This window comes from Nocardia arthritidis NBRC 100137, assembly GCF_001612765.1.
Lineage (GTDB): Bacteria > Actinomycetota > Actinomycetes > Mycobacteriales > Mycobacteriaceae > Nocardia > Nocardia arthritidis.
Genome location: NZ_BDBB01000001.1, coordinates 45,050 through 64,216 on the forward strand (window position 1 = coordinate 45,050; position 19,167 = coordinate 64,216).

Here is a 19,167-nt window from a genome sequence, read left to right on the forward strand (position 1 = left end):
GCCTTTTCGGAATTCGAACCAGGACGGGCATGATCGCGCATCCACTCCGCTGGCGCCGAGGTCACCGCACTGCGCTTCGGCGGGGTATGCAGACCGGCCGCCCGGTTCGCAGTCTAGCCAGCCCTTCCGGAATCAAAACCGGGTTCGGGCGGGAGCTATTTTGCGGCATCTGCCCTGCGCGCCTGCGCGGGCCCCCCGCGACTCCAGCGGTACCGGCTGCGCTCACGCGCTGATTCTCTGCTCGACTCGCCTGTTTCATCGCAGCACCTATGCCCGACCGGAGAAAACCGTGAATCCAGTGTCACCCGTCTCCTCGATCGAGAACGAATCGGACACAGCGACTTTCCGCGCCGATCTGGAACGCCGGATGCGGGAGTGTGACGAGTTCTTCCGGCTGCCCGAATTGGCGCACCTGAGCGCCCAGCGCAGGCGCGGCGCGCTGGAGCAACTCGAACAGACCGGCTCCTATCTCCAGACCGCCGACGAGATCCTGATCGGAGCCAAACTCGCCTGGCGTAATCACGCCCGCTGCGTGGGCCGGAAGCACTGGCGCTCGCTGAAACTGCTCGACGCCAGGCGGGTGCGCTCGGCACGCGATCTGGCCGAGGTCTGCTGGCAGCATCTGCACATGGCCACCAACAACGGCGCCATCCAGTCGATGATCACCGTCGGGCCGCCACGGCAAGCGGACGGGCGCGAGTTCCGCGTCGTCAGCCCGCAGATCATCCGGTACGCGGGTTATCGCAACGGGGACGGCACGGTCACCGGCGACGCCGCCAATGTCGAACTCACCGAATTCGCCATGAAGCTCGGGTGGCGCGGCGCGGGAACGCCTTTCGACATCCTTCCGCTGCTGATCAGCACGCCGGACGAGCCGATTCGCTGGTTCGACATCCCGCCCGAGCTCGCACGCGAAGTGGAACTCGAGCATCCCGAGTTCGAGTGGTTCGCCGGCCTCGGGCTGCGCTGGCACGCACTGCCCGCCGTGTCCAACATGAATCTCGAGATCGGCGGTATGACATATCCGTTCGCGCCGTTCAACGGCTGGTACCTGGGCGCGGAGATCGGCGCGCGCAATCTCAGCGACGCCAACCGCTACAACATGCTCCCGCTGATCGCGGAGATGATGCGCCTGGACACCAGGGCCGAGCGCAACCTCTGGCGCGATCAGGCCCTGGTCGAACTCAATCGCGCGGTGCTGCACAGCTTCCGCAAGGCGGGCGTGTACATCGTCGATCATCACACCGTCGCCAAGCAGTTCTGCGATCACGTCGAACGCGAGGAAGCCGCGGGCCGCGCCTGCCCCACCGACTGGTCCTGGATCAACCCGCCGATCTCGTCCGGGCTGACACCGACCTTCCACCGCTACTACGACCCACCCGATCTCGACATCCGGCCGAACTTCGTCCGCAGGGACTTCAGCGCGGACACCGCGGGATAACCGGCGCGGATACTGAAGCATGCCTGGCGAGAAACGGCACGAACCCAACTGTGGGCGGCGGCCCGGCCATCGGCGGGACACAACCATCGGAGCCCGAGCACAGGCGGGGGTCCGGGGGCGAAGCCCGTCGAGCGGGTTGTGAGGGTTGCACCCCCACAAGACATTGCGAAACGAACCCGGCTCATGCACTCCATGAGCATGGGACGGCGACGAGTGGAGCGGAGACGGAGGGATTTGAACCCCCGGTCGCTCTCGCGACGCTCGCTTTCAAGGCGAGTGCATTCGGCCGCTCTGCCACGTCTCCAGGGAACCGATCGTAGCCGACTCCTCAGCCGGAGTGCTTGCCGATTTCCTCGTCCACGCGTCCGAAGACGTCGCCGATCACCTGGAGCTGGGCCGGGGCGAGCAGGTCGATGAAGTGGCGGCGGACGGCTTCGACGTGGCCGGGGGCGGCGGCTTGCAGGCGGCGCAGGCCCTCGTCGGTGAGTTCGGCGAGCACGCCGCGGCCGTCCTCCAGGCAGGTGTTGCGGCGGACCATTCGCTGCGCCTCCAGCCGCCGGATCTGATGGGTGAGTTTGCTGCGCGAGGACAGCACGCCGTCGGCCAGTTCGCTCATCCGCAGCGAGCGGTCAGGAGCCTCCGAGAGCAGAACCAGAATCCGGTATTCGGCGACGGACAGGTCGCTGTCACGCTGCAACTGACGGTTCAACGCTGTCATCAGGCGCTGGTGGCCGTCCATGTAGGCGCGCCAGGCGCGTTGCTGCGCCGGGGTGAGCCAGCGTGGCTCGGCCACGACGCGACCGCTCGGTTCGGGATGCACGGTGGCCATTCTATGCGCGGCTAACTGCGGAAATGGCAAACTATCGCAGGTCAGCGCACCGTGGACAGCAGGGCGCGGTTCACCGCGGCCGGGCTCGTACACCCGGAAAGGCCGAGCGCGGAGTCGAGATCGGCGAGCAATGCCCGCAGCGCGTGCCGGGCCCCGGCCGCGCCCGCGAGACCTAGTCCGTAGGCCCACGGCCGCCCGTACAGCACCGCCTTCGCACCCAAGGCCAGCGCGATGAGCACATCGGAACCGGTGCGCGGACCGGAGTCGAACAGCACGTCGGCGCGGTCGCCGATGGTGGCGACCACTGCGGGCAATGCGTCCAGCGCGGCGATCGAGCCGTCCACTTGGCGGCCGCCGTGATTGCTCACCACCACCGCGTCGGCGCCCGCGTCCACCACCTGGCGCGCGTCGTCGGGATGCAGGATGCCTTTCACCGCGATCGGGAGATCGGTCCACTCGCGCAGACGGGCGAGGTCGGCGGGCCGCAGCGTGTGGTTGCCGAAGAGTCCGACCCAGGTGAGGATGGCCGTCCGCATCGCCTCCTCGCTCTGCTCCGGCGCGGCGGGCAACTTGGCCCGGAACACCGGGTCGGACAGATAGTTGGCGATGCCCTTGCCGTGCAGGAACGGCAGGTGCGCCTGCTCCAGGTCGCGCGGCCGCCAGCCCAGCGTCGGGGTGTCCACGGTGACCACGATCGCCGAGGCCCCGGCCCGCTCGGCGCGACGGACGAACGAGCAGGCCAGTTCGTCGTCGGCGGGCCAGTACAGCTGGTACCACCACGCGCCGGCCGCGGCTCCGACGTCCTCGATGGTCGAGGAGGCGGCGGTGGACAGCACCGTGCCGATGCCCAGTTCCTTGGTGACCTCGGCGACGATCACCTCGCCGCCCTCGTGCAGCAGTTCGAGGACGCCGATCGGGGCGGTGAGCACGGGGGCGGCCAGCTTCGTGCCGAGCACCTCGACGGCCAGATCGCGGACGCCGGGCCCGGTGGAGCCGCGCAGCATCCGCGGCAGGATGCGGTAGCGGTCGAACGCGGACCGGTTGGCCGCGGCGGTGCGCTCCGCGGACGCGCTGCCCGCGACGTAGGCGAAGGCGGCCGGATCGAGCCGCTCCCGCGCGAGCGACTCCAGACCCGCGGCGGTCATGGGCAATTCGGGTGTCGAGCCACCCAGACCGCCCAGGTAGATCTCGTTCTGGAAATCGATGAAGCCGCCACTCACCACCGGAACGGTAGTCCGTGACGCCGGTCACCGCAGGCCGCTTGCCGGATTGCGTTTCCGCAGTACCTTTCGCTCCCCGCTCCTCGGCGCAGGGGGCAGCGCGCAACCGCCCCCGCGGGCGGAGCACTATGGCACGGTGCGCGCGATAGTTCTGAAAGGTTCCGGCGGTCCCGAGGTCATGTCCTTGTCGGAGGTGCCGGATCCGGAGCCCGGACACGGCGAAGTGCTGATCGAGGTGGACGCGGCGGGCGTCAACCGGGCCGATCTGTTGCAGCGTCAGGGCTACTACCCGCCCCCGCCGGGAGCCAGCCCGCTGCTGGGCCTCGAATGCTCCGGCGTGATCGCCGAACTCGGCGACGGAGTGCGGGAGTGGTCGGTCGGCGATCGAGTCTGCGCGCTGCTGTCCGGCGGCGGTTACGCCGAGCGGGTCGTGGTGCCCGCGACGCAGGTGCTTCCGGTTCCGGACGCCCTGGACCTGGGTGCGGCGGCCGGGCTGCCCGAAGTGGCGGCGACCGTGTGGTCGAACCTGGTGATGACCGCGCGGCTGCGGGCCGATCAGCTGGTGTTGGTGCACGGTGGCGGCAGCGGGATCGGCACGCATGCCATTCAGGTCGCCAAAGCTCTCGGCGCGCGCGTGGCGGTGACCGCGGGCTCGGCGGACAAGCTGGCGCGCTGTGCGGAACTGGGGGCGGACGTACTGATCAACTACAAGCAGGACGATTTCGTCGCCGTCGTGCGCGCCGAGCGATCGAGCGCGGGCGGCCTCGGCGCGGACGTCATCCTGGACAACATGGGCGCGGCCTACCTGGGACGGAATGTCGAGGCACTGGCCGAGCACGGTCGTCTCGTGGTGATCGGCATGCAGGGTGGCGTGTCCGCTGAGCTGAATCTGGGTGTCCTGCTGCGCAAGTGGGGCACCGTGCACGCCACCAACGTGCGCGCGCGGCCCGCGACCGGCGTCGGCAGCAAAGCCGAGATCGTGGGCGAGGTGCGCAGGCAGCTGTGGCCGCTGGTCGCCGACGGCACGGTGGCGCCGGTCATCGCCGCCGAACTGCCGATCGAGGAGGCCGCCGAAGCGCACCGGCTGCTGGACTCCGGCGAGGTGTTCGGCAAGGTGGTGCTGCGGGTGAAGGAACTGTGAGCGCCGCTCACTCCAGCGCCAGCAGGGCCCTGCCGAGCTGGTCGATCTCGAACTTGGTGGTGTAGGGCGCGAGGCCGATGGTCACCGCGCCGCCCTCGTCGTTGACGCCGAGCGCGTCGAGCAGCCTGCTGCCGCCGTGCACGCCGCTCACCGTGCCGATCCGGTTGTCGGCGAGCTTCGCCGCGACCTTCTCCGCCTGCATGCCGCCGAGCGTGAAGCTGACCGTGGGGATGCGGGTGGACGCGCGGCCGATCACGGTGAGACCGGGGATCGAGTCGAGCACGCTCATCAAGTGCTCGAACAGCTGGTCGTGGTAGTCCTGCAACGAGGTGATCGACATCTCCAGGCGCTCGCGCCGGGTGCCGCGCGCCCGCTCGTCCAGCCCGGCGAGGAAGTCGATGGAGGTGGTCAGGCCCGCCAGCAGCGCGTACTGGTGCCCGCCGACCTCGAGCCGCTCGGCGCCCTTTGCGTAGGGGTTCAAGGACATGGACGGGATCCGGTCCAGGAAGGCGGGGTCACGGAAGACCAGTGCGCCGATCTGCGGACCGCCCCATGCCGGTGCGCTCAGCGCGACGACGTCGGCGTTCAGTTCGTCGATATCGATCAGCGCGTAGGGCGCGGCGCCGAACGCGTCGGCCACCAGCAGGCCGCCCACTTCGTGCACCCGGTCCGCTGCCACCCGCACGGCGGGCGCGGAGCCGACGATCGGCGAGGCGGCGGTGAGCGCGACCAGCCGCGCTGTGGGCCCGATCAGTTCCTCGAACTGCCAGGACGGCATCTCGCAGGTCTCGATCTCCACCTCGGCCCAGCGCACGTGCGCGCCGTAGCGGTTGGCGATGCGCAGCCACGGCGCGACGTTGGCCTCGTCGTCCAGCCGGGAGAGCACGATGCCGGTGCCGAGGCCGAGGCGAGAGCTCAGCGATTCGGCGAGCCAGGCCAGCAGGACCGCGCGGTCGGGGCCGAGGACGACACCCGCCGGGTCACCGCCGACGAGGTCCGCCACGGCCTCACGGGCCGCGTCCAGAATCGCCGCGCTACGCACCGCCGCGCCGTTGCGGCCGATATGCGAGAAGGAGGAGGTTCGGAATCCAGTTGACACGGCGCGCGATACCGCGTCCGGAACCAGCATGCCCGCTTGCGGGTCGAAGTGGATCCAGCCGTCGCCCAGGGACGGTATCAGGCCCCGAACCCTCGCGACGTCGTAAGTCATGCTGGCCACTCTAAGGGCAGCGGACGAGCCTGTGTAACCGCGTTCCCCTCCACATCGTGGCGGGAGCACAGCAACCTGGGACTCAGCATGGCGACCGACTTTCGACAAATCCGAACCACACGACCCGAACAGAATAGAACGCCGACCTCCCGCGGCGGCGTGGACCGGCGGCGCGCGCCGAACCATGCCGCGAGCGCGACCCGGGAGCACCGACTTAGCGCGTTCGAACCGAACACGACATGATAGGGATCATGACGCACTCGGACGAGGCACCGGACCACATCGTCGTTGTCGGACCCGACGGCAAGCCCCTGGCCATTCCGGCGGTTGCCGGATCGGAGGCGCCCTTCACCGCGCAGGTCGTGACCGACGACGATAATAAGGACAAGTCGGTCGACCTGGACGACTCCGGCGAATCGCTCGCCGACATGGTCGAGCAGCCTGCGAAGGTCATGCGGATCGGCACCATGATCAAGCAGTTGCTCGAGGAGGTGCGCGCGGCTCCGCTGGACGAGGCCAGCCGCAATCGGCTCAAGCAGATCCACAAGTCCTCGGTGCGGGAGCTGGAGCAAGGGCTCGCCCCCGAGCTGCGGGAGGAGCTCGAGCGGCTCACCCTGCCGTTCACCGAGGACGCCGTGCCGTCCGACGCCGAGCTGCGGATCGCGCAGGCCCAGCTGGTCGGCTGGCTGGAGGGCCTGTTCCACGGCATCCAGACCGCGCTGTTCGCCCAGCAGATGGCCGCGCGCGCCCAGCTCGAACAGATGCGGCAGGGCGCGTTGCCGCCCGGCATCCACGCCGTCGACCCGCGCGGCGGCCAGGCGAGTCACGTCACCGGCGGGTCCGGCCAGTACCTGTGAGCGTGTGCCACTCGGGTGGCGCGATGCCGCAAGGGTAGTCTCGTGCACCGTGCCCGCCGCTGCCGCTCGCTCCGACTCGGTCTCCGACCCGAGTGCGGTGCGTCCTGAAGAGAGCTCAGTTGGTTCCGATGACCAAGCGCGTTCAGATGACAGCTCGCCGACCTCCTCGCCTGAGCACACGGCGCCGTCCGGCGACGACTCGCAGGAGCGTCCGGTGAGCGCGGCCACTTCGGAGACGGAGACGTTGCACTCGGGAGCCACCGAGGCGAAGATCGTGCCGGACTCCCAGACGTTCCGGCGCGCGTTCCGGGATTTCGCGGGCGGCTTCGCGCAGCGCGAGCTGTGGCTGTCGCTGGGCTGGCAGGACATCAAGCAGCGCTACCGCCGCTCGGTGCTCGGCCCGTTCTGGATCACCATCGCCACCGGCTTGCAGGCCGTGGCGATGGGTGTGCTGTACGCGGCGCTGCTCGGCCAGCCGCTGCGCGAGTACCTGCCGTACGTGACGGTCGGGCTGATCATCTGGAACGTGATCAGCGCGAGCATCCTGGAGGGCTCGGAGGTCTTCATCGCCAACGAGGGCCTGATCAAGCAGCTTCCTTCGGCGCTGAGCGTGCACGTCTACCGGCTGGTGTGGCGGCAGCTGCTGTTCTTCGCCCACAACATGGTCATCTACCTGGTGATGCTCGCCGCGTTCGGCGTCTGGCGGCACCTCGGGGTGGCCAGCCTGATGGCGATTCCGGCGATCGCGCTGATCTTCCTGAACTCCATGTGGGTGTCGATCGTGTTCGGCATCTTCAGCACCCGCTACCGCGATATCGCGCCGATTCTCGGCAGCACCACGCTGATGCTGTTCGTGCTGACGCCGGTCATGTGGACGACCAAGACTCTGCAATCGCAGGTCGGCACCGGCGACCGCGCGAAACTGGCCGAACTCGTGCCGACGTTCCACTATCTGGAAATCGTCCGGGCGCCGTTGCTCGGCGAGCCGCAGGAGCTGCGGCACTGGGTGATCGTCGGCACGATCACCCTGGTCGGCTGGATCGTGGCGATCTTCGCCATGAAGCAGTACCGTTCGCGCGTACCGTACTGGGTATAGGAGCGCCCCCGATGAGTCGTGTGAGTATCGAGACCCAGGAGGCGTGGGTCGAATTCCCGATCTTCGACGCCAAATCGCGGTCGTTGAAAAAAGCGTTCCTCGGTAAAGCGGGCGGCGCGATCGGGCGCAATCAGTCCGATGTCGTCGTGGTCGAGGCCCTCCGGGAGATCAATCTCTCGTTGAAGGAAGGCGACCGGGTCGGCCTGGTCGGGCACAACGGCGCCGGTAAGTCGACGCTGCTGCGCCTGCTTTCCGGTATCTACGAACCCTCGCGCGGCAGTGCGCGCATCCGCGGGCGGGTTGCGCCGGTGTTCGACCTCGGCGTCGGCATGGATCCGGAGATCTCCGGCTACGAGAACATCATCATCCGCGGCCTGTTCCTCGGGCAGACGCGTAAGCAGATGCTGGCGAAGATCGACGAGATCGCGGATTTCACCGAACTCGGCGAATACCTGTCCATGCCGCTGCGCACCTATTCCACCGGTATGCGGGTGCGCTTGGCGATGGGCGTGGTCACCTCGATCGATCCGGAGATCCTGCTGCTGGACGAGGGTATCGGCGCCGTCGACGCGGAATTCATGAAGAAGGCCCGGCTGCGGTTGCAATCCTTGGTGGCGCGTTCCGGCATCCTGGTTTTCGCCAGCCATTCCAACGAGTTCCTCGCGCAGCTGTGCGATACGGCGCTGTGGATCGACCACGGCCAGATCCGCTTGCGCGGCGGCATCGAGGAAGTGGTGCGAGCCTATGAGGGGCCGGACGCGGGTAATCACGTCGCGACCGTGCTGCGCGAAATGGAAGCCGAACGGGCCGTGACTGACGAACGAGAATTGGAGCGGAACAAGGCATGAGCGGTCTCTCGGCGGAATCCGCTGCGACGGGCTCGGATTCGCCGCAGCGCATCGTGGCGGTCGTGGTCACGCACAAGCGCCGCGAACTGCTCGCCGAGTCGCTGAAAGTCGTCGCTTCCCAGTCCAGGCCGGTGGATCACCTGATCGTGATCGACAACGGCAACGAGGCGGAGGTCGCCGACCTGGTGCGCGACCAGCCGGTGGAATCCACCTACCTGGGCTCGGCGCACAACCTCGGCGGCGCGGGCGGGTTCGCGCTCGGCATGCTGCACGCGCTGAGCATCGGCGCGGACTGGGTGTGGCTCGCCGACGACGACGGCAGGCCCGAAGGCCCCGATGTGCTGTCCACCCTGCTGGACTGCGCGAACCGGTATGGCCTGGTCGAGGTCTCGCCCGTGGTCTGCGACATCGATGAGCCCGACCGTCTCGCCTTCCCGCTGCGCCGCGGCGTGGTCTGGCGCAGGCTGCGCTCGGAACTCGGCGACGAGGATTTCCTGCCCGGCATCGCCTCGCTGTTCAACGGCGCGCTGATCTCCGCGCGGGCGGTCGACGTGATCGGGGTGCCGGACCTGCGCCTGTTCGTGCGCGGCGACGAGGTCGAGGTGCATCGCAGGCTCGTGCGCTCCGGGCTGCCGTTCGGCACCTGCCTGCAGACGGCCTACCTTCATCCCAACGGCGCGGCCGAGTTCAAGCCGATCCTCGGCGGCCGGATGCACACGCAGTACCCGGACGATCCGGTGAAGCGCTATTTCACCTACCGCAACCGCGGCTACCTGATGTCCCAGCCGGGTATGCGGAAGCTGCTTCCCCAGGAATGGGTTCGCTTCTCCTGGTTCTTCCTGGTCACCCGCCGTGACCCCGCCGGCCTGCGCGAATGGTTCCACCTTCGCTCTCTCGGCCGCCACGAGCAGTTCGGCAAACCCGACTGATCCGCCGCGGGTCGCGCCGTCGGCGGTGCGCGGCCAGCGGAAATCGGAAATTCGGTTGTGCGGGGGCAGGGCCGGGTGCGAGAGTGGGTCGACTGCGAGAGCGGAAGGAGGTGTGGACCGTGACGAGGAACGTGCGGATTGTCGTGTCCGGGCGAGCTGATCTCAGTCGCGCCGCCACACGAGACTCCACCTCATTCTCCGCTCGCTGAACCCTGGTCGGGTTCGGCGCCCGACGAAGGATTCCTTCCCCCATGGTCGACCACGACCTTCTCGTCCCTTACGGCTGGACCGAAGCCGTTTCCGCCCGGTACTCCTCGATGATCGACGAAGGCTGCGTACCCGCACGGGTGATCCGCATGGACCGCAGTGAATGCGATGTGGCCACGCCGAACGGGCTCGCCCGTGCCCGCTGCCCGCGTTCGGATTCCGAGGTCAGCGGGCTGTGCACCGGTGATTGGGTGACCGTCGACGCCACGTCGGCCGTGCGGCGCTTGCTGCCGCGCCGATCGGCCATCGTGCGGTCGTCGGTATCGGGCCGGTCGCAGGGCCAAGTACTCGCCGCCAATGTCGACACCGTCCTGATCTGCACCGCCGCCGACGGCGATGTGGACCTCGGTCGCATCGAACGCATGCTCGCGCTGGCCTGGGAGAGCAACGCCCAGCCCATCGTGCTGCTCACCAAGGCCGACGCGGCCGACAACCTCCCGCTCGACGAGGTGCGCGCCGTCGCGCCGGGCGCTGCCGTGCTCGAGGTGAGCGCGAACACCGGCCTGGGGCTCGATGTGCTCACCGCGATGCTCGACGGCACCGTCGCACTGCTCGGACCCTCCGGTGCTGGGAAGTCGACCCTCGCCAACGCGCTGCTCGGCGCGGAGATCTTCGCCACCAACGCGGTCCGCGACGCGGACAAGAAAGGCAGGCACACCACGGTGCACCGGGAACTGCGCCCGCTGCCCGGCGGCGGCACCCTGATCGATACGCCGGGGCTGCGCGGCATCGGGCTGTGGGACGCCACCGAAGGTATCGAGAAGACCTTCAGTGACATCGAATCCCTCGCGGTCCAGTGCCGTTTCGGCGATTGCGCGCACCGCGGCGAACCGGGTTGCGCGGTGCGGGAGGCGATCGACAGCGGCGAGCTCACCCAGCGCAGGCTCGACAGCTACGAGAAGTTGGCGCGCGAGAACGAGTGGATGCGGGCGCGCACCGACAAGCGGCTGCAAGCCGAGCGCGAGCGAGCCTGGCGGGACATCACCAAGCAGCATCGCAAGATGTTCCGGGAGAAGAACTCGCGACGCTGACCGAGCGGGGGGCACGGTAGGGTGCCCCTCGCATCGTTCGCTATCTGGGAGGGATAGATGAGTCATCCCGGCGGGTATCCGCCACAAGGCCAGCAGCCCGGTTCATGGCCCGGGCAGCCGGCGTTCGGTCAGCAACCGCCAGTCGGGCAGTACCCGCCGCAGGCGCCCGCGCAGTACGCGCCGCCTCCGGGGCAGCATCCGAGCCAACCGCATCTCGCCCAGCAGCAGGCGGGGCAGCCGCCGTACGGGCAACCGCAATTCGGCCAGCCCGCACCGCCATACGGTCAGCCACAGCCATACGGGCAGCCGCAGCAGTTCGGTCAGCCGCAACCGTACGGGCAGCCGCAGCAGTTCGCCCCGCAGCAGGGCTACGGCCAACCCGCCGACCCGCCGGGCATCACCATCGATGCCTCGTACTCGATCTGGACGTTCCTGCTCGCGCTGACCAAGCCGAAGATCCTGGTCAACGGCCAGCGGGTGCCCAACACCCGATGGGGCGCGAACCACATCCCGGTCGGGCCGGGCCAGTACCACGTCCGGGTCACCACCCCGTGGTTGTTCGACATGGGTGCGGCGAACGTCACCGTGCCGATCGCCGAGGGACAGGCCGCGCGATTCTACTACAAGCCGCCGGTTGTGATCTTCCTCAACGGCGCGATCGGACCGGTTCCGCAGAAGGCGCCGGGCATGCTGTTCCTCTACATCGTCTGGGCCCTGGTCGGACTGATGTTCCTGCTGAACATCCTGCTCATCGCCACGATCTGAGCCTCAGTGGAGGGCGCCGGCACGCCGGCGCCCTCTCTCCGCACACCCTATGCAACTGGTTGCATAAGAGCGAGGTTTACGCTTAGTCTGCAAGCGCGTACAGCCGCGGGCCGGTGCTCGCGGCGGAAACGAAGGAGCAGGTCAGATGACGGAATCGGGATCAAAGCCGCTAGCGGGCCGGACGATGATCATGTCCGGCGGCAGCCGCGGCATCGGGCTGGAGATCGCCAGGCGGGCCGCGGCGGACGGCGCCAACATCACCCTGATCGCGAAGACCGACCAGCCGCATCCGAAACTGCCCGGCACGATCCACACCGCCGCCGCCGAACTCGAGGCGGCGGGCGGGCAGGTACTGCCGTTCGTGGGCGACGTCCGCATCGACGAGTCGGTGGCCGAAGCGGTGCGCCGGACGGTCGAGCGCTTCGGCGGCATCGACATCGTGGTGAACAACGCCTCGGCGATCGACCTGTCCCCCACGGACGCGCTGCCGATGAAGAAGTACGACCTGATGCAGGACATCAACTGCCGCGGCAGCTTCCTGCTGTCCAAGCTGAGCATCCCGCATCTGCGCGAATCGGCGAAGGCCGGGCGCAACCCGCACATCCTCACCCTGTCGCCGCCGCTGAACCTCGACCCCAAATGGGCGGGCGCGTCGCTGGGCTACACCATCGCCAAGTACGGCATGTCGCTGACCACGCTGGGCCTGGCCGAGGAACTCAAGGGCGACGGCATCGGCGTCAACTCGCTGTGGCCGCGCACCACCATCGCGACGGCCGCGGTGAAGAACCTGCTCGGCGGCGAGGAGATGGTCTCCACCTCGCGCACCCCCGACATCTACGCCGACGCGGCCTACCTGGTGCTCACCTCGCCAGGCAAGGAGACCAGCGGCAATTTCTTCATCGATGACGAAGTCCTGGCCGCGCACGGCATCACCGATCTGGACAAGTACCGCGTCACCCCGGGCGACGGCGAACTCACCACAGATCTCTTTCTCTGACTGGCCAGCTGCCGCGACCAGAACGCTCACGCGGCAACCGGTTCGAAGAGTGCCAGGCGCCCCCGAGGCCGTTCACGGCTGCGGGGGCGCCCGGACCCCGGCCTACGTGCGAGGAGTGGCGGACCCCTCGATCCCGTACAGCCGCTCCCAGTTCTCCCGGCTGGTCAGTTCCGGCATGGCAGCGCGGTACTGCTCCTGCAAGGCGGGCAGTTCCCGGCGCAGACGACGCAGCACACGCACCATCCGGCGCAGCAACTGAAGCGCGCGGGCCTTGTCGCGCCTGCGCACCCGGACGCCGGACTGCGAAGCGTCGGTGACCACTACGTGGTCGAACAGCGAGACATGCCACCAGTAGGCGTCTTCCCTGGTGACGCCGATGATGCCGTGCTGGGTACGGCCGAGCCACTGATTGATCGCGCGCTTGATCAGCACCAGCAGCACCCGACTGGGTTCGCCACCCGCACGGCGCAATTGGATGTCGGCCGAGCGGACCGGCGGTGTCGCTGCCGGGTGTTTGATCGTCTCGGCGTAGTCCGACCGGCTCTCGCGCGCGGCGGCCAGCGCTTCGATACCGCCGTCGCGCAGCACCTTCGGGCCCTTCAGGAAGTCCTCGATGCCCTGCAACGTGGTGTGCACCAGGCCGTACTGCATCGCGACCAGCTGCTCGGACATCTCCCGGAACAGCTTGCGGCTGATCTCCTTACCGTCCAGCTCCGTATGCATCGAGCCGACGATCAGCGAGTTGCGGGTACTGAAGTAGCGCGCCCAGTCGTCGTAGTCCTTCCAGTAGAAGTCCGCATGCCACACCGCGGCGTTGGGCAGCGTGACGGTGACGAAACCGTGCTCGCGCGCCCGGACGCCGTATTCCACGTCGTCCCACTGGAAGAAGATCGGGATCGGCAGCCCGATCTTCGCGACCACCTCCGCCGGGATCAGGCAGGTCCACCAGGCGTTGTAGCCCGCGTCGACGCGGCGCTCCTGGTTCTTCTTCAACATGCTGGTGTTGCGCAGCGCCTTCGGCACCTTCTGGCCGTGCCGCAGCCGGTTCAGGTGCACCTCCTCCGCGCCGACGTTGAGGTAGTCGGGATTGAGCAGGAACAGCATCTGCGCACCGACCAGGGTCGGCTCGACCGTCAGGTTGGCGAACGCGTTGAGCCGCAGCACCGTCTCCGGCTCGCACAGGATGTCGTCGTCCATCAGGATGACGTCGGCGTGCTCGTTGACCGCCGACACCTCGTAGAGCCCGCGGGTGAAGCCTCCCGCGCCGCCGAGATTCGGCTGGCGCAGGTAGCGCAGCTTCTCTCCGAGGACCGGTGCGACCTGCTGGTAGCGCGGCCGGTTCTCGACCAGATCGGTGCCCTGGTCGACCACATACACCGCGTCGATCGCGGCGAGCACCGTCGGGTCGGAGGCGAGCGCCGCGACCGTCTCGGCACAGTCGGCCGCGCGGTTGAAGGTGCAGATCGCGATGGCGACCGGGCGAACCCGCTCCGGCGCGACAGCGGTCCAGCTCAGCTCCGCGATACCTAGCGCGCCGCCGATGGCATCGAACTCCAGCCACAGCGCGCCGCCGTCGACGTACTGGTCGAGCGGGGCGGTCAGCGTGACCGAACCGCTCGCGTCGACCCACGCGGTGTCGATGATCCGGCGATGCCCCGCGATGTCGGAGGCCACCAGCCTGATTCTCGCCTTGGCGACCACGTCGAGCACCATGGTGGCCCGCACTTCGGTGACCGTGGTCCAGCGCTGCCAGTAGCTGGCGGCGAACCGGCCGAAATAGGTGTTCGTGTGCGCGGTCGCGCCCTTGTCCAACCGCAGGGTCTGGCGTTCGCGGTGCGCACCGCCTTTCACGACGGCATAGAGCTCGTCGCTCACCTTCGCCGACGGACCGGTGAAGATGCCGCGCTGGAGCACGAGCCGGTCCGGCGCCCGATGGTCGGCGCGCAGCGCGGCAGGCGCCTCAGCGGCCGTCGAGCGATCGTTTGTTTCGGTAACGGCCTCGATAGCCGACTGATCCATGAAATCCTCGAAATTTCTCATTGTGCCGGACGGGACTGACACGCCCCTCGATGCCTTCACGGCGGGGGTGAGGATATCAACCGCCCTGTGCGCTTGCCCGCCGTACAGCCATGCCGACGTGTGCTCGAACCATTGCTAAACGTTCGCCGATTCGTTGCCGGTAGCGCCGCTCGTGCCCGCCCGCGCCCCGGTGAAGACGAATTTGTCGTAAGCCCAGAACCGGAACACCACGGCCACGATCTGCCCGATCAACGTACCGGAGATGTTGTCCGACAGCGGGCTGGACAGGTCGAGCACGTAGCGGGAGAAGCCGAGACAGCCCAGTTGCAGGCCGATCGCGACGACGTTGAACACGGCATAGAGGAGGTACTCGCGTCCGGGATTGTCGGTTTGCTTGTGCGCGAAAGTCCACCATTTGTTGCCGAAATAGGTCACCACCGTCGCCACCGCGATCGCGATGATCTTGGCCGGAAGCGGGTAGTGATACAGCACGCCCTCGCCACCCCAGAAGACCAGGAGGTTGTACGTGCCCGCGTCCACCAGGAAGCCGATCGCGCCGACCACCAGGAACGCCCCGCCTCTGCGCAGCGCGGTGAACACCTTGCGCACGACCGTTGCGGTCTCCGGCGTCACTGGCTGGCCCGCGGGTGCGGTGGACTCACTGGATGGCACGGCCCGACGGTACCGCAGCCTCGCGCAACCGCCCGCGACGGGAAAAACGGCTCCCGCGCACGGTGAGGTCGGCCACGCACATGCTGTGAGTTCCCTGTACCCTCCCCGTGTTCCCACATTCACCACCGATCGCGAGGATTGACCCGGGTGGACTCCACCGAGCTCCGTATTGCCGCCGTGGTTCCGTGTCACAACGAAGAGGCCTCGGTCGCCAAGGTCGTGGCCGATTTGCAGGCCGCCGTGCCGGGGATCGTCGTCTACGTCTACGACAATCTGAGTACGGACGCCACCGCCGAGCGCGCCCGGGAGGCCGGAGCGATCGTGCGGCATGAGCACACCAAGGGCAAGGGCAATGTGGTGCGCCGCGCCTTCGCCGACATCGAGGCCGATGTGTACCTCATGGTCGACGGCGATGACACCTACGAGGCGTCGGCCGCGCCGCTGATGATCAAGACGCTGCTGGACGGCCCCTACGACCACGTGCTGGGCGTGCGCAAGCAGGACGAGGGCGCCTCCGCCTACCGCGCGGGCCACGAGACCGGCAACAGGGTGCTCAACGGCGTGGTCGGGAAGGTGTTCGGGGAGAACGTCGAGGACATGCTCTCCGGCTTCCGGGTGTTCTCCCGCCGTTTCGTGAAGAGCTTTCCCGCGGTGTCCCGGGAGTTCGAGATCGAAACCGAGCTCACCGTGCATTCGCTGCACCTGCGGGTGCCGCAGACAGCCGTGCCGGTCGGCTTCCGCGATCGTCCGGCGGGCAGCGAGAGCAAGCTGCGTACCTATCACGACGGGTTCAAGATCCTCGCCCTGATCATCGGGCTGGCCCGGCACGAGCGGCCGGTGGCGTTCTACGGCCTGTTCGGCACGTTGAGCTGGCTGGTCTCGATCATCCTGACCATTCCGATAATCGTCGAGTTCTACAACACCCATACGGTGCCGCGGTTCCCGACGCTGTTCCTCGCCTTCACGCTGCTGCTGCTGGGCAGCCTCGCCTGGACCGCGGGCCTCATCCTCGACGGCATCCGCCGCTCCCGCCACGAGGCCGCGCGCCTGGTCTACCTGCGCTACACCGCGGTGGGCGCGGACGACCCGCGGATCACCGGCGCCGGCGCTGCCGCCCGTGACGCCGGAGCCGGGCGTTGACGACCAAGGCTGATCCCACGGCGACGCCGGACAAGGATCTGGACGAGCCGACGGACACCACACCACTACCCGCGACCGACACCGCACCGCTACCCGCCGTCGACGCCGAGGCGGAGACTGCCCCCGGCCGGAAAGGCTTCGCAGGCCCCGTGGTGACCCGGCTGGGCGGAGCGACGATCGCCTTCACCCTGCTGGCGACGATCTTCGGAGCGCTGTTCACCGTCCTCACCCCACCGTTCTGGGGTCATGACGAGATCACCCAGTTCGGCCGCGCCTACCAGGTCGCGCACGGCGGATTCCTGCCTCAGAAGATCCACGACGATCGCGGCATCGCCTACGGCGGCGACATCCCGTCCAGCATCACCGTGCTGATGGGCTACGCGTTGCAGGACTACACCACCAACCCGGACGAGCCGGATCCGATGGTGGGCGATCCGGCCCGCTACGACCGGTTGACGAGCGCCGCGGTGTCGGATGCCACCGAACCGGTCTGGTTCACCAACACCGCCGCCTACTCGCCGGTTCCCTACATTCCCGCCGCCATCGGTATCCGCCTCGGCGAACTCTTCGGGCTCGACGTGGGCGGCCTGCTGCTACTCACCCGCCTGGCCGGACTGGTGGCCTACCTCGCGGTGGTCGGGTTCGGCCTGTACGCCTTGCGCGCGCACCGGGTGCAGTGGCTGGCGTTCACCGTCGCCGTGCTGCCGATCGCGGTGTTCCAGGCGGGCACGGTCACCGCCGACACCATGACCAACGCGCTGGCCATCCTGGTCTCCGCGCTGCTGGTGAAGGCCCTGTTCCTCGGCGAGCGGCTGGGCCGGGTGGAGATCGGCGCGCTGCTGGCCGCGACGATTCTGCTGCCGGTGAGCAAGCCCACCTATGTGCTGCTGGCATTGCTGGTCGCCTTGGTGCCCGCCGAGCGGTTCGGGTTCAGCGGCCGGCGGCGCGGAATCCCCTGGATCTTCGCCGCGCTCGGCGCGCTCGCCTTCGCGGTGTGGATGAAGATCGCCGCGCCGACCGGGGACGGCATGGGCCTGATGCGGCCGCCGCACCAGTGGCATTCGGTGCGTCCCGGCGATCAGCTCAGCGGCATCCTGCGCGACCCACCGGAATTCGTGCATGTGTTCGGCGAGAGCATCGCGCTGCGCGACCAGCGCTGGTTCAGCCAGTTCTTCGGCGAACTCGGCTTCGCCTACGTCGACGTGCCCGCCCTGTCGATGCTGGCCTGTCTGCTGGCGTTCGCGGTGAGTCTCGGCGTCGCCGAACGGATGACCGCCCCGGCCTTTCGCCGCACCCTGATCGTCGCGCTCACCATGGCCGCCAGCGTCGCGATGATCTACGTGACGCTGTACATGTCGTTCACGCCGGTCGGCTACTACATCATCGACGGCGTGCAGGGCCGCTACTTCGTGCCGCTGGCGATCGTGACGCTCGCGGTGCTGCTGCGCTGGATGCCGCTGCGGCTCACCGATTCGGCGGGCAAGACTCCGTCGGTGGGCCCGGCCGTCACCGTGCTGGTGGCGTCCAGTGTGGCGCTGGTCGCGGCGGCGGCGAAGTACTACACCATCGTCTGGGGCTGAGAGTCGATCACGGCGCCTCGGGGCTGGTCCCCGGGGCGCCGTTGTCGTTTCAGTCGCCCGTGGCGCTGAGCGGCCGCTCGCCCGCCGCGGCGTAGGCCTGCTCGGTGGCCGCCTTGTATGGGCGCCACCAGGATTCGTTGTCCCGGTACCACCGGATGGTCGCCGCGAGGCCGGCTCGGAAGTCCGCGTAGCGGGGCCGCCAACCGAGTTCGGAACGCAGCAACGTCGCGTCGATCGCGTAGCGCTGGTCGTGACCGGGCCGGTCGGTGACGTGATCGAAATCGTCGGGATCGCGGTCGAACTCGGCGAGGATCATCCGCACCACGGACTTGTTATCGAGTTGACCGTCGGCGCCGATCAGGTAGGTCTGCCCGATCCGGCCGCGGCGCAGGATCTCCCACACGGCGCGGTTGTGGTCCTCGACGTGAATCCAGTCGCGCACCTGGTGCCCCGCCCCGTAGAGCCGGGGACGCACCCCATCGATCAAGTTGGTGATCTGTCGCGGGATGAATTTCTCCACGTGCTGGTAGGGCCCGTAGTTGTTACTGCAGTTGGAGATCGTGGCGCGCACACCGAACGAACGGGTCCACGCACGCACCAGCAGATCGCTGGAGGCTTTGGTGGCCGAATAGGGGCTGGACGGGTTGTACGGGGTGGTCTCGGTGAAGGCCGGGTCGTCCGGGGCCAGGTCGCCGTAGACCTCGTCGGTCGACACGTGGTGGTAGCGCACGTCGTGCCTGCGCACGGCCTGCAGCAGGGCATAGGTGCCGACGATATTCGTCTGCACGAACGGCCAGGGCTCGGCGAGAGAGTTGTCGTTGTGCGACTCCGCGGCGAAGTGCACCACCGCGTCGACGCCACTGACCAGTTCGTCGACCAGATCGAGGTCGGCGATGTCACCGTGCACGAAGCGGATGCGGTCGGCCACCGGGTCGAGCGAGGCCCGGTTCCCGGCGTAGGTCAAGGCGTCGAGGACGACGACGGTCGTCTCCGGGTGGTCGGACACGGTCTGCTGGACGAAGTTCGCGCCGATGAACCCGGCGCCGCCGGTGACGAGCAATCGCACCCCATGACTGTACGTGGAGCCGCGCCGAACCGGCGAAGGACTCGAAACCCGGTGCGGCC

17 protein-coding genes and 1 tRNA gene are annotated in these 19,167 nt (G+C 68.3%); 11 read left to right on the top strand and 7 right to left on the bottom strand.

Annotation, left to right across the window (positions count from 1 at the left end; genetic code table 11):
* Window positions 1-367: 367 nt before the first annotated feature.
* Window positions 368-1,441: a nitric oxide synthase oxygenase gene (locus NA8_RS00240; protein WP_063048480.1), complete on the top strand. Its 1,074-nt coding sequence runs from the start codon at window positions 368-370 to the stop codon at window positions 1,439-1,441.
* A 219-nt stretch (window positions 1,442-1,660) separates the two neighbouring features.
* On the opposite strand, the gene NA8_RS00245 is transcribed toward NA8_RS00240, so the two are convergent.
* The 3 genes from NA8_RS00245 to NA8_RS00255 all read right to left on the bottom strand — a co-directional run bounded on the left by NA8_RS00245 (window position 1,661) and on the right by NA8_RS00255 (window position 3,490).
* Window positions 1,661-1,745 (bottom strand) — tRNA-Ser (locus tag NA8_RS00245).
* Between the two features lie 24 nt (window positions 1,746-1,769).
* Window positions 1,770-2,180 (bottom strand): MarR family winged helix-turn-helix transcriptional regulator, encoded by a 411-nt coding sequence (locus NA8_RS00250; protein ID WP_174550018.1) that lies wholly within the window; start codon window positions 2,178-2,180, stop codon window positions 1,770-1,772.
* 131 nt (window positions 2,181-2,311) lie between these two features.
* Entirely contained in the window at window positions 2,312-3,490 is a 1,179-nt protein-coding gene (locus NA8_RS00255) for an alpha-hydroxy-acid oxidizing protein (protein ID WP_245663599.1), read from the bottom strand.
* 136 nt (window positions 3,491-3,626) lie between these two features.
* Between NA8_RS00255 and NA8_RS00260 the strand changes: the two genes are divergently transcribed.
* The gene (locus tag NA8_RS00260; protein ID WP_063048306.1) at window positions 3,627-4,631 is read left to right on the top strand and encodes an NAD(P)H-quinone oxidoreductase; all 1,005 of its coding nucleotides are present in this window, start codon (window positions 3,627-3,629) and stop codon (window positions 4,629-4,631) included.
* 7 nt (window positions 4,632-4,638) lie between these two features.
* Here NA8_RS00260 and NA8_RS00265 read toward each other — a convergent pair whose 3' ends face one another.
* Entirely contained in the window at window positions 4,639-5,841 is a 1,203-nt protein-coding gene (locus NA8_RS00265) for a cysteine desulfurase-like protein (RefSeq protein ID WP_063048307.1), read from the bottom strand.
* Between the two features lie 251 nt (window positions 5,842-6,092).
* On the opposite strand from NA8_RS00265, the gene NA8_RS00270 reads away from it, so the two are divergent.
* From NA8_RS00270 to NA8_RS00300, 7 genes are all read left to right on the top strand, one after another.
* A complete protein-coding gene (locus NA8_RS00270; protein ID WP_063048308.1) occupies window positions 6,093-6,698 on the top strand; it encodes a bacterial proteasome activator family protein in 606 nt (201 codons plus the stop codon).
* A 214-nt stretch (window positions 6,699-6,912) separates the two neighbouring features.
* The gene (wzm, locus tag NA8_RS00275) at window positions 6,913-7,794 is read left to right on the top strand and encodes a galactan export ABC transporter permease subunit Wzm/RfbD (RefSeq protein ID WP_063048309.1); all 882 of its coding nucleotides are present in this window, start codon (window positions 6,913-6,915) and stop codon (window positions 7,792-7,794) included.
* An 11-nt stretch (window positions 7,795-7,805) separates the two neighbouring features.
* On the top strand, window positions 7,806-8,642 hold the full coding sequence (wzt, locus tag NA8_RS00280; RefSeq protein WP_063048310.1) for a galactan export ABC transporter ATP-binding subunit Wzt/RfbE: 837 nt from the start codon (window positions 7,806-7,808) through the stop codon (window positions 8,640-8,642).
* Entirely contained in the window at window positions 8,639-9,571 is a 933-nt protein-coding gene (glfT1, locus tag NA8_RS00285) for a galactofuranosyltransferase GlfT1 (protein ID WP_063048311.1), read from the top strand. The genes wzt and glfT1 overlap by 4 nt, the downstream gene beginning before the upstream one ends.
* A gap of 251 nt (window positions 9,572-9,822) precedes the next feature.
* Window positions 9,823-10,869: a ribosome small subunit-dependent GTPase A gene (rsgA, locus tag NA8_RS00290; protein ID WP_063048312.1), complete on the top strand. Its 1,047-nt coding sequence runs from the start codon at window positions 9,823-9,825 to the stop codon at window positions 10,867-10,869.
* A 57-nt stretch (window positions 10,870-10,926) separates the two neighbouring features.
* Window positions 10,927-11,634, top strand: coding sequence for a hypothetical protein (locus NA8_RS34790; protein WP_245663600.1), 708 nt, complete (start codon window positions 10,927-10,929; stop codon window positions 11,632-11,634).
* 145 nt (window positions 11,635-11,779) lie between these two features.
* The gene (locus NA8_RS00300; RefSeq protein ID WP_063048313.1) at window positions 11,780-12,631 is read left to right on the top strand and encodes an SDR family oxidoreductase; all 852 of its coding nucleotides are present in this window, start codon (window positions 11,780-11,782) and stop codon (window positions 12,629-12,631) included.
* Between the two features lie 102 nt (window positions 12,632-12,733).
* On the opposite strand, the gene NA8_RS00305 is transcribed toward NA8_RS00300, so the two are convergent.
* Window positions 12,734-14,650 carry a glycosyltransferase gene (locus tag NA8_RS00305; protein ID WP_063048481.1) on the bottom strand — a complete coding sequence of 639 codons (1,917 nt, stop codon included), beginning with the start codon at window positions 14,648-14,650 and terminating at the stop codon, window positions 12,734-12,736.
* Window positions 14,651-14,785: 135 nt separating this feature from the next.
* Window positions 14,786-15,322, bottom strand: a complete 537-nt coding sequence (locus NA8_RS00310) for a GtrA family protein (RefSeq protein WP_157106440.1) — start codon at window positions 15,320-15,322, stop codon at window positions 14,786-14,788.
* 147 nt (window positions 15,323-15,469) lie between these two features.
* On the opposite strand from NA8_RS00310, the gene NA8_RS00315 reads away from it, so the two are divergent.
* Window positions 15,470-16,462 carry a glycosyltransferase gene (locus tag NA8_RS00315; RefSeq protein ID WP_063048314.1) on the top strand — a complete coding sequence of 331 codons (993 nt, stop codon included), beginning with the start codon at window positions 15,470-15,472 and terminating at the stop codon, window positions 16,460-16,462.
* Window positions 16,459-18,042 carry a DUF2142 domain-containing protein gene (locus NA8_RS00320; protein ID WP_084466393.1) on the top strand — a complete coding sequence of 528 codons (1,584 nt, stop codon included), beginning with the start codon at window positions 16,459-16,461 and terminating at the stop codon, window positions 18,040-18,042. The genes NA8_RS00315 and NA8_RS00320 overlap by 4 nt, the downstream gene beginning before the upstream one ends.
* Window positions 18,043-18,091: 49 nt before the next feature.
* Here NA8_RS00320 and rfbB read toward each other — a convergent pair whose 3' ends face one another.
* Window positions 18,092-19,108, bottom strand: a complete 1,017-nt coding sequence (rfbB, locus tag NA8_RS00325) for a dTDP-glucose 4,6-dehydratase (protein WP_063048315.1) — start codon at window positions 19,106-19,108, stop codon at window positions 18,092-18,094.
* Between the last annotated feature and the right edge of the window lie 59 nt (window positions 19,109-19,167).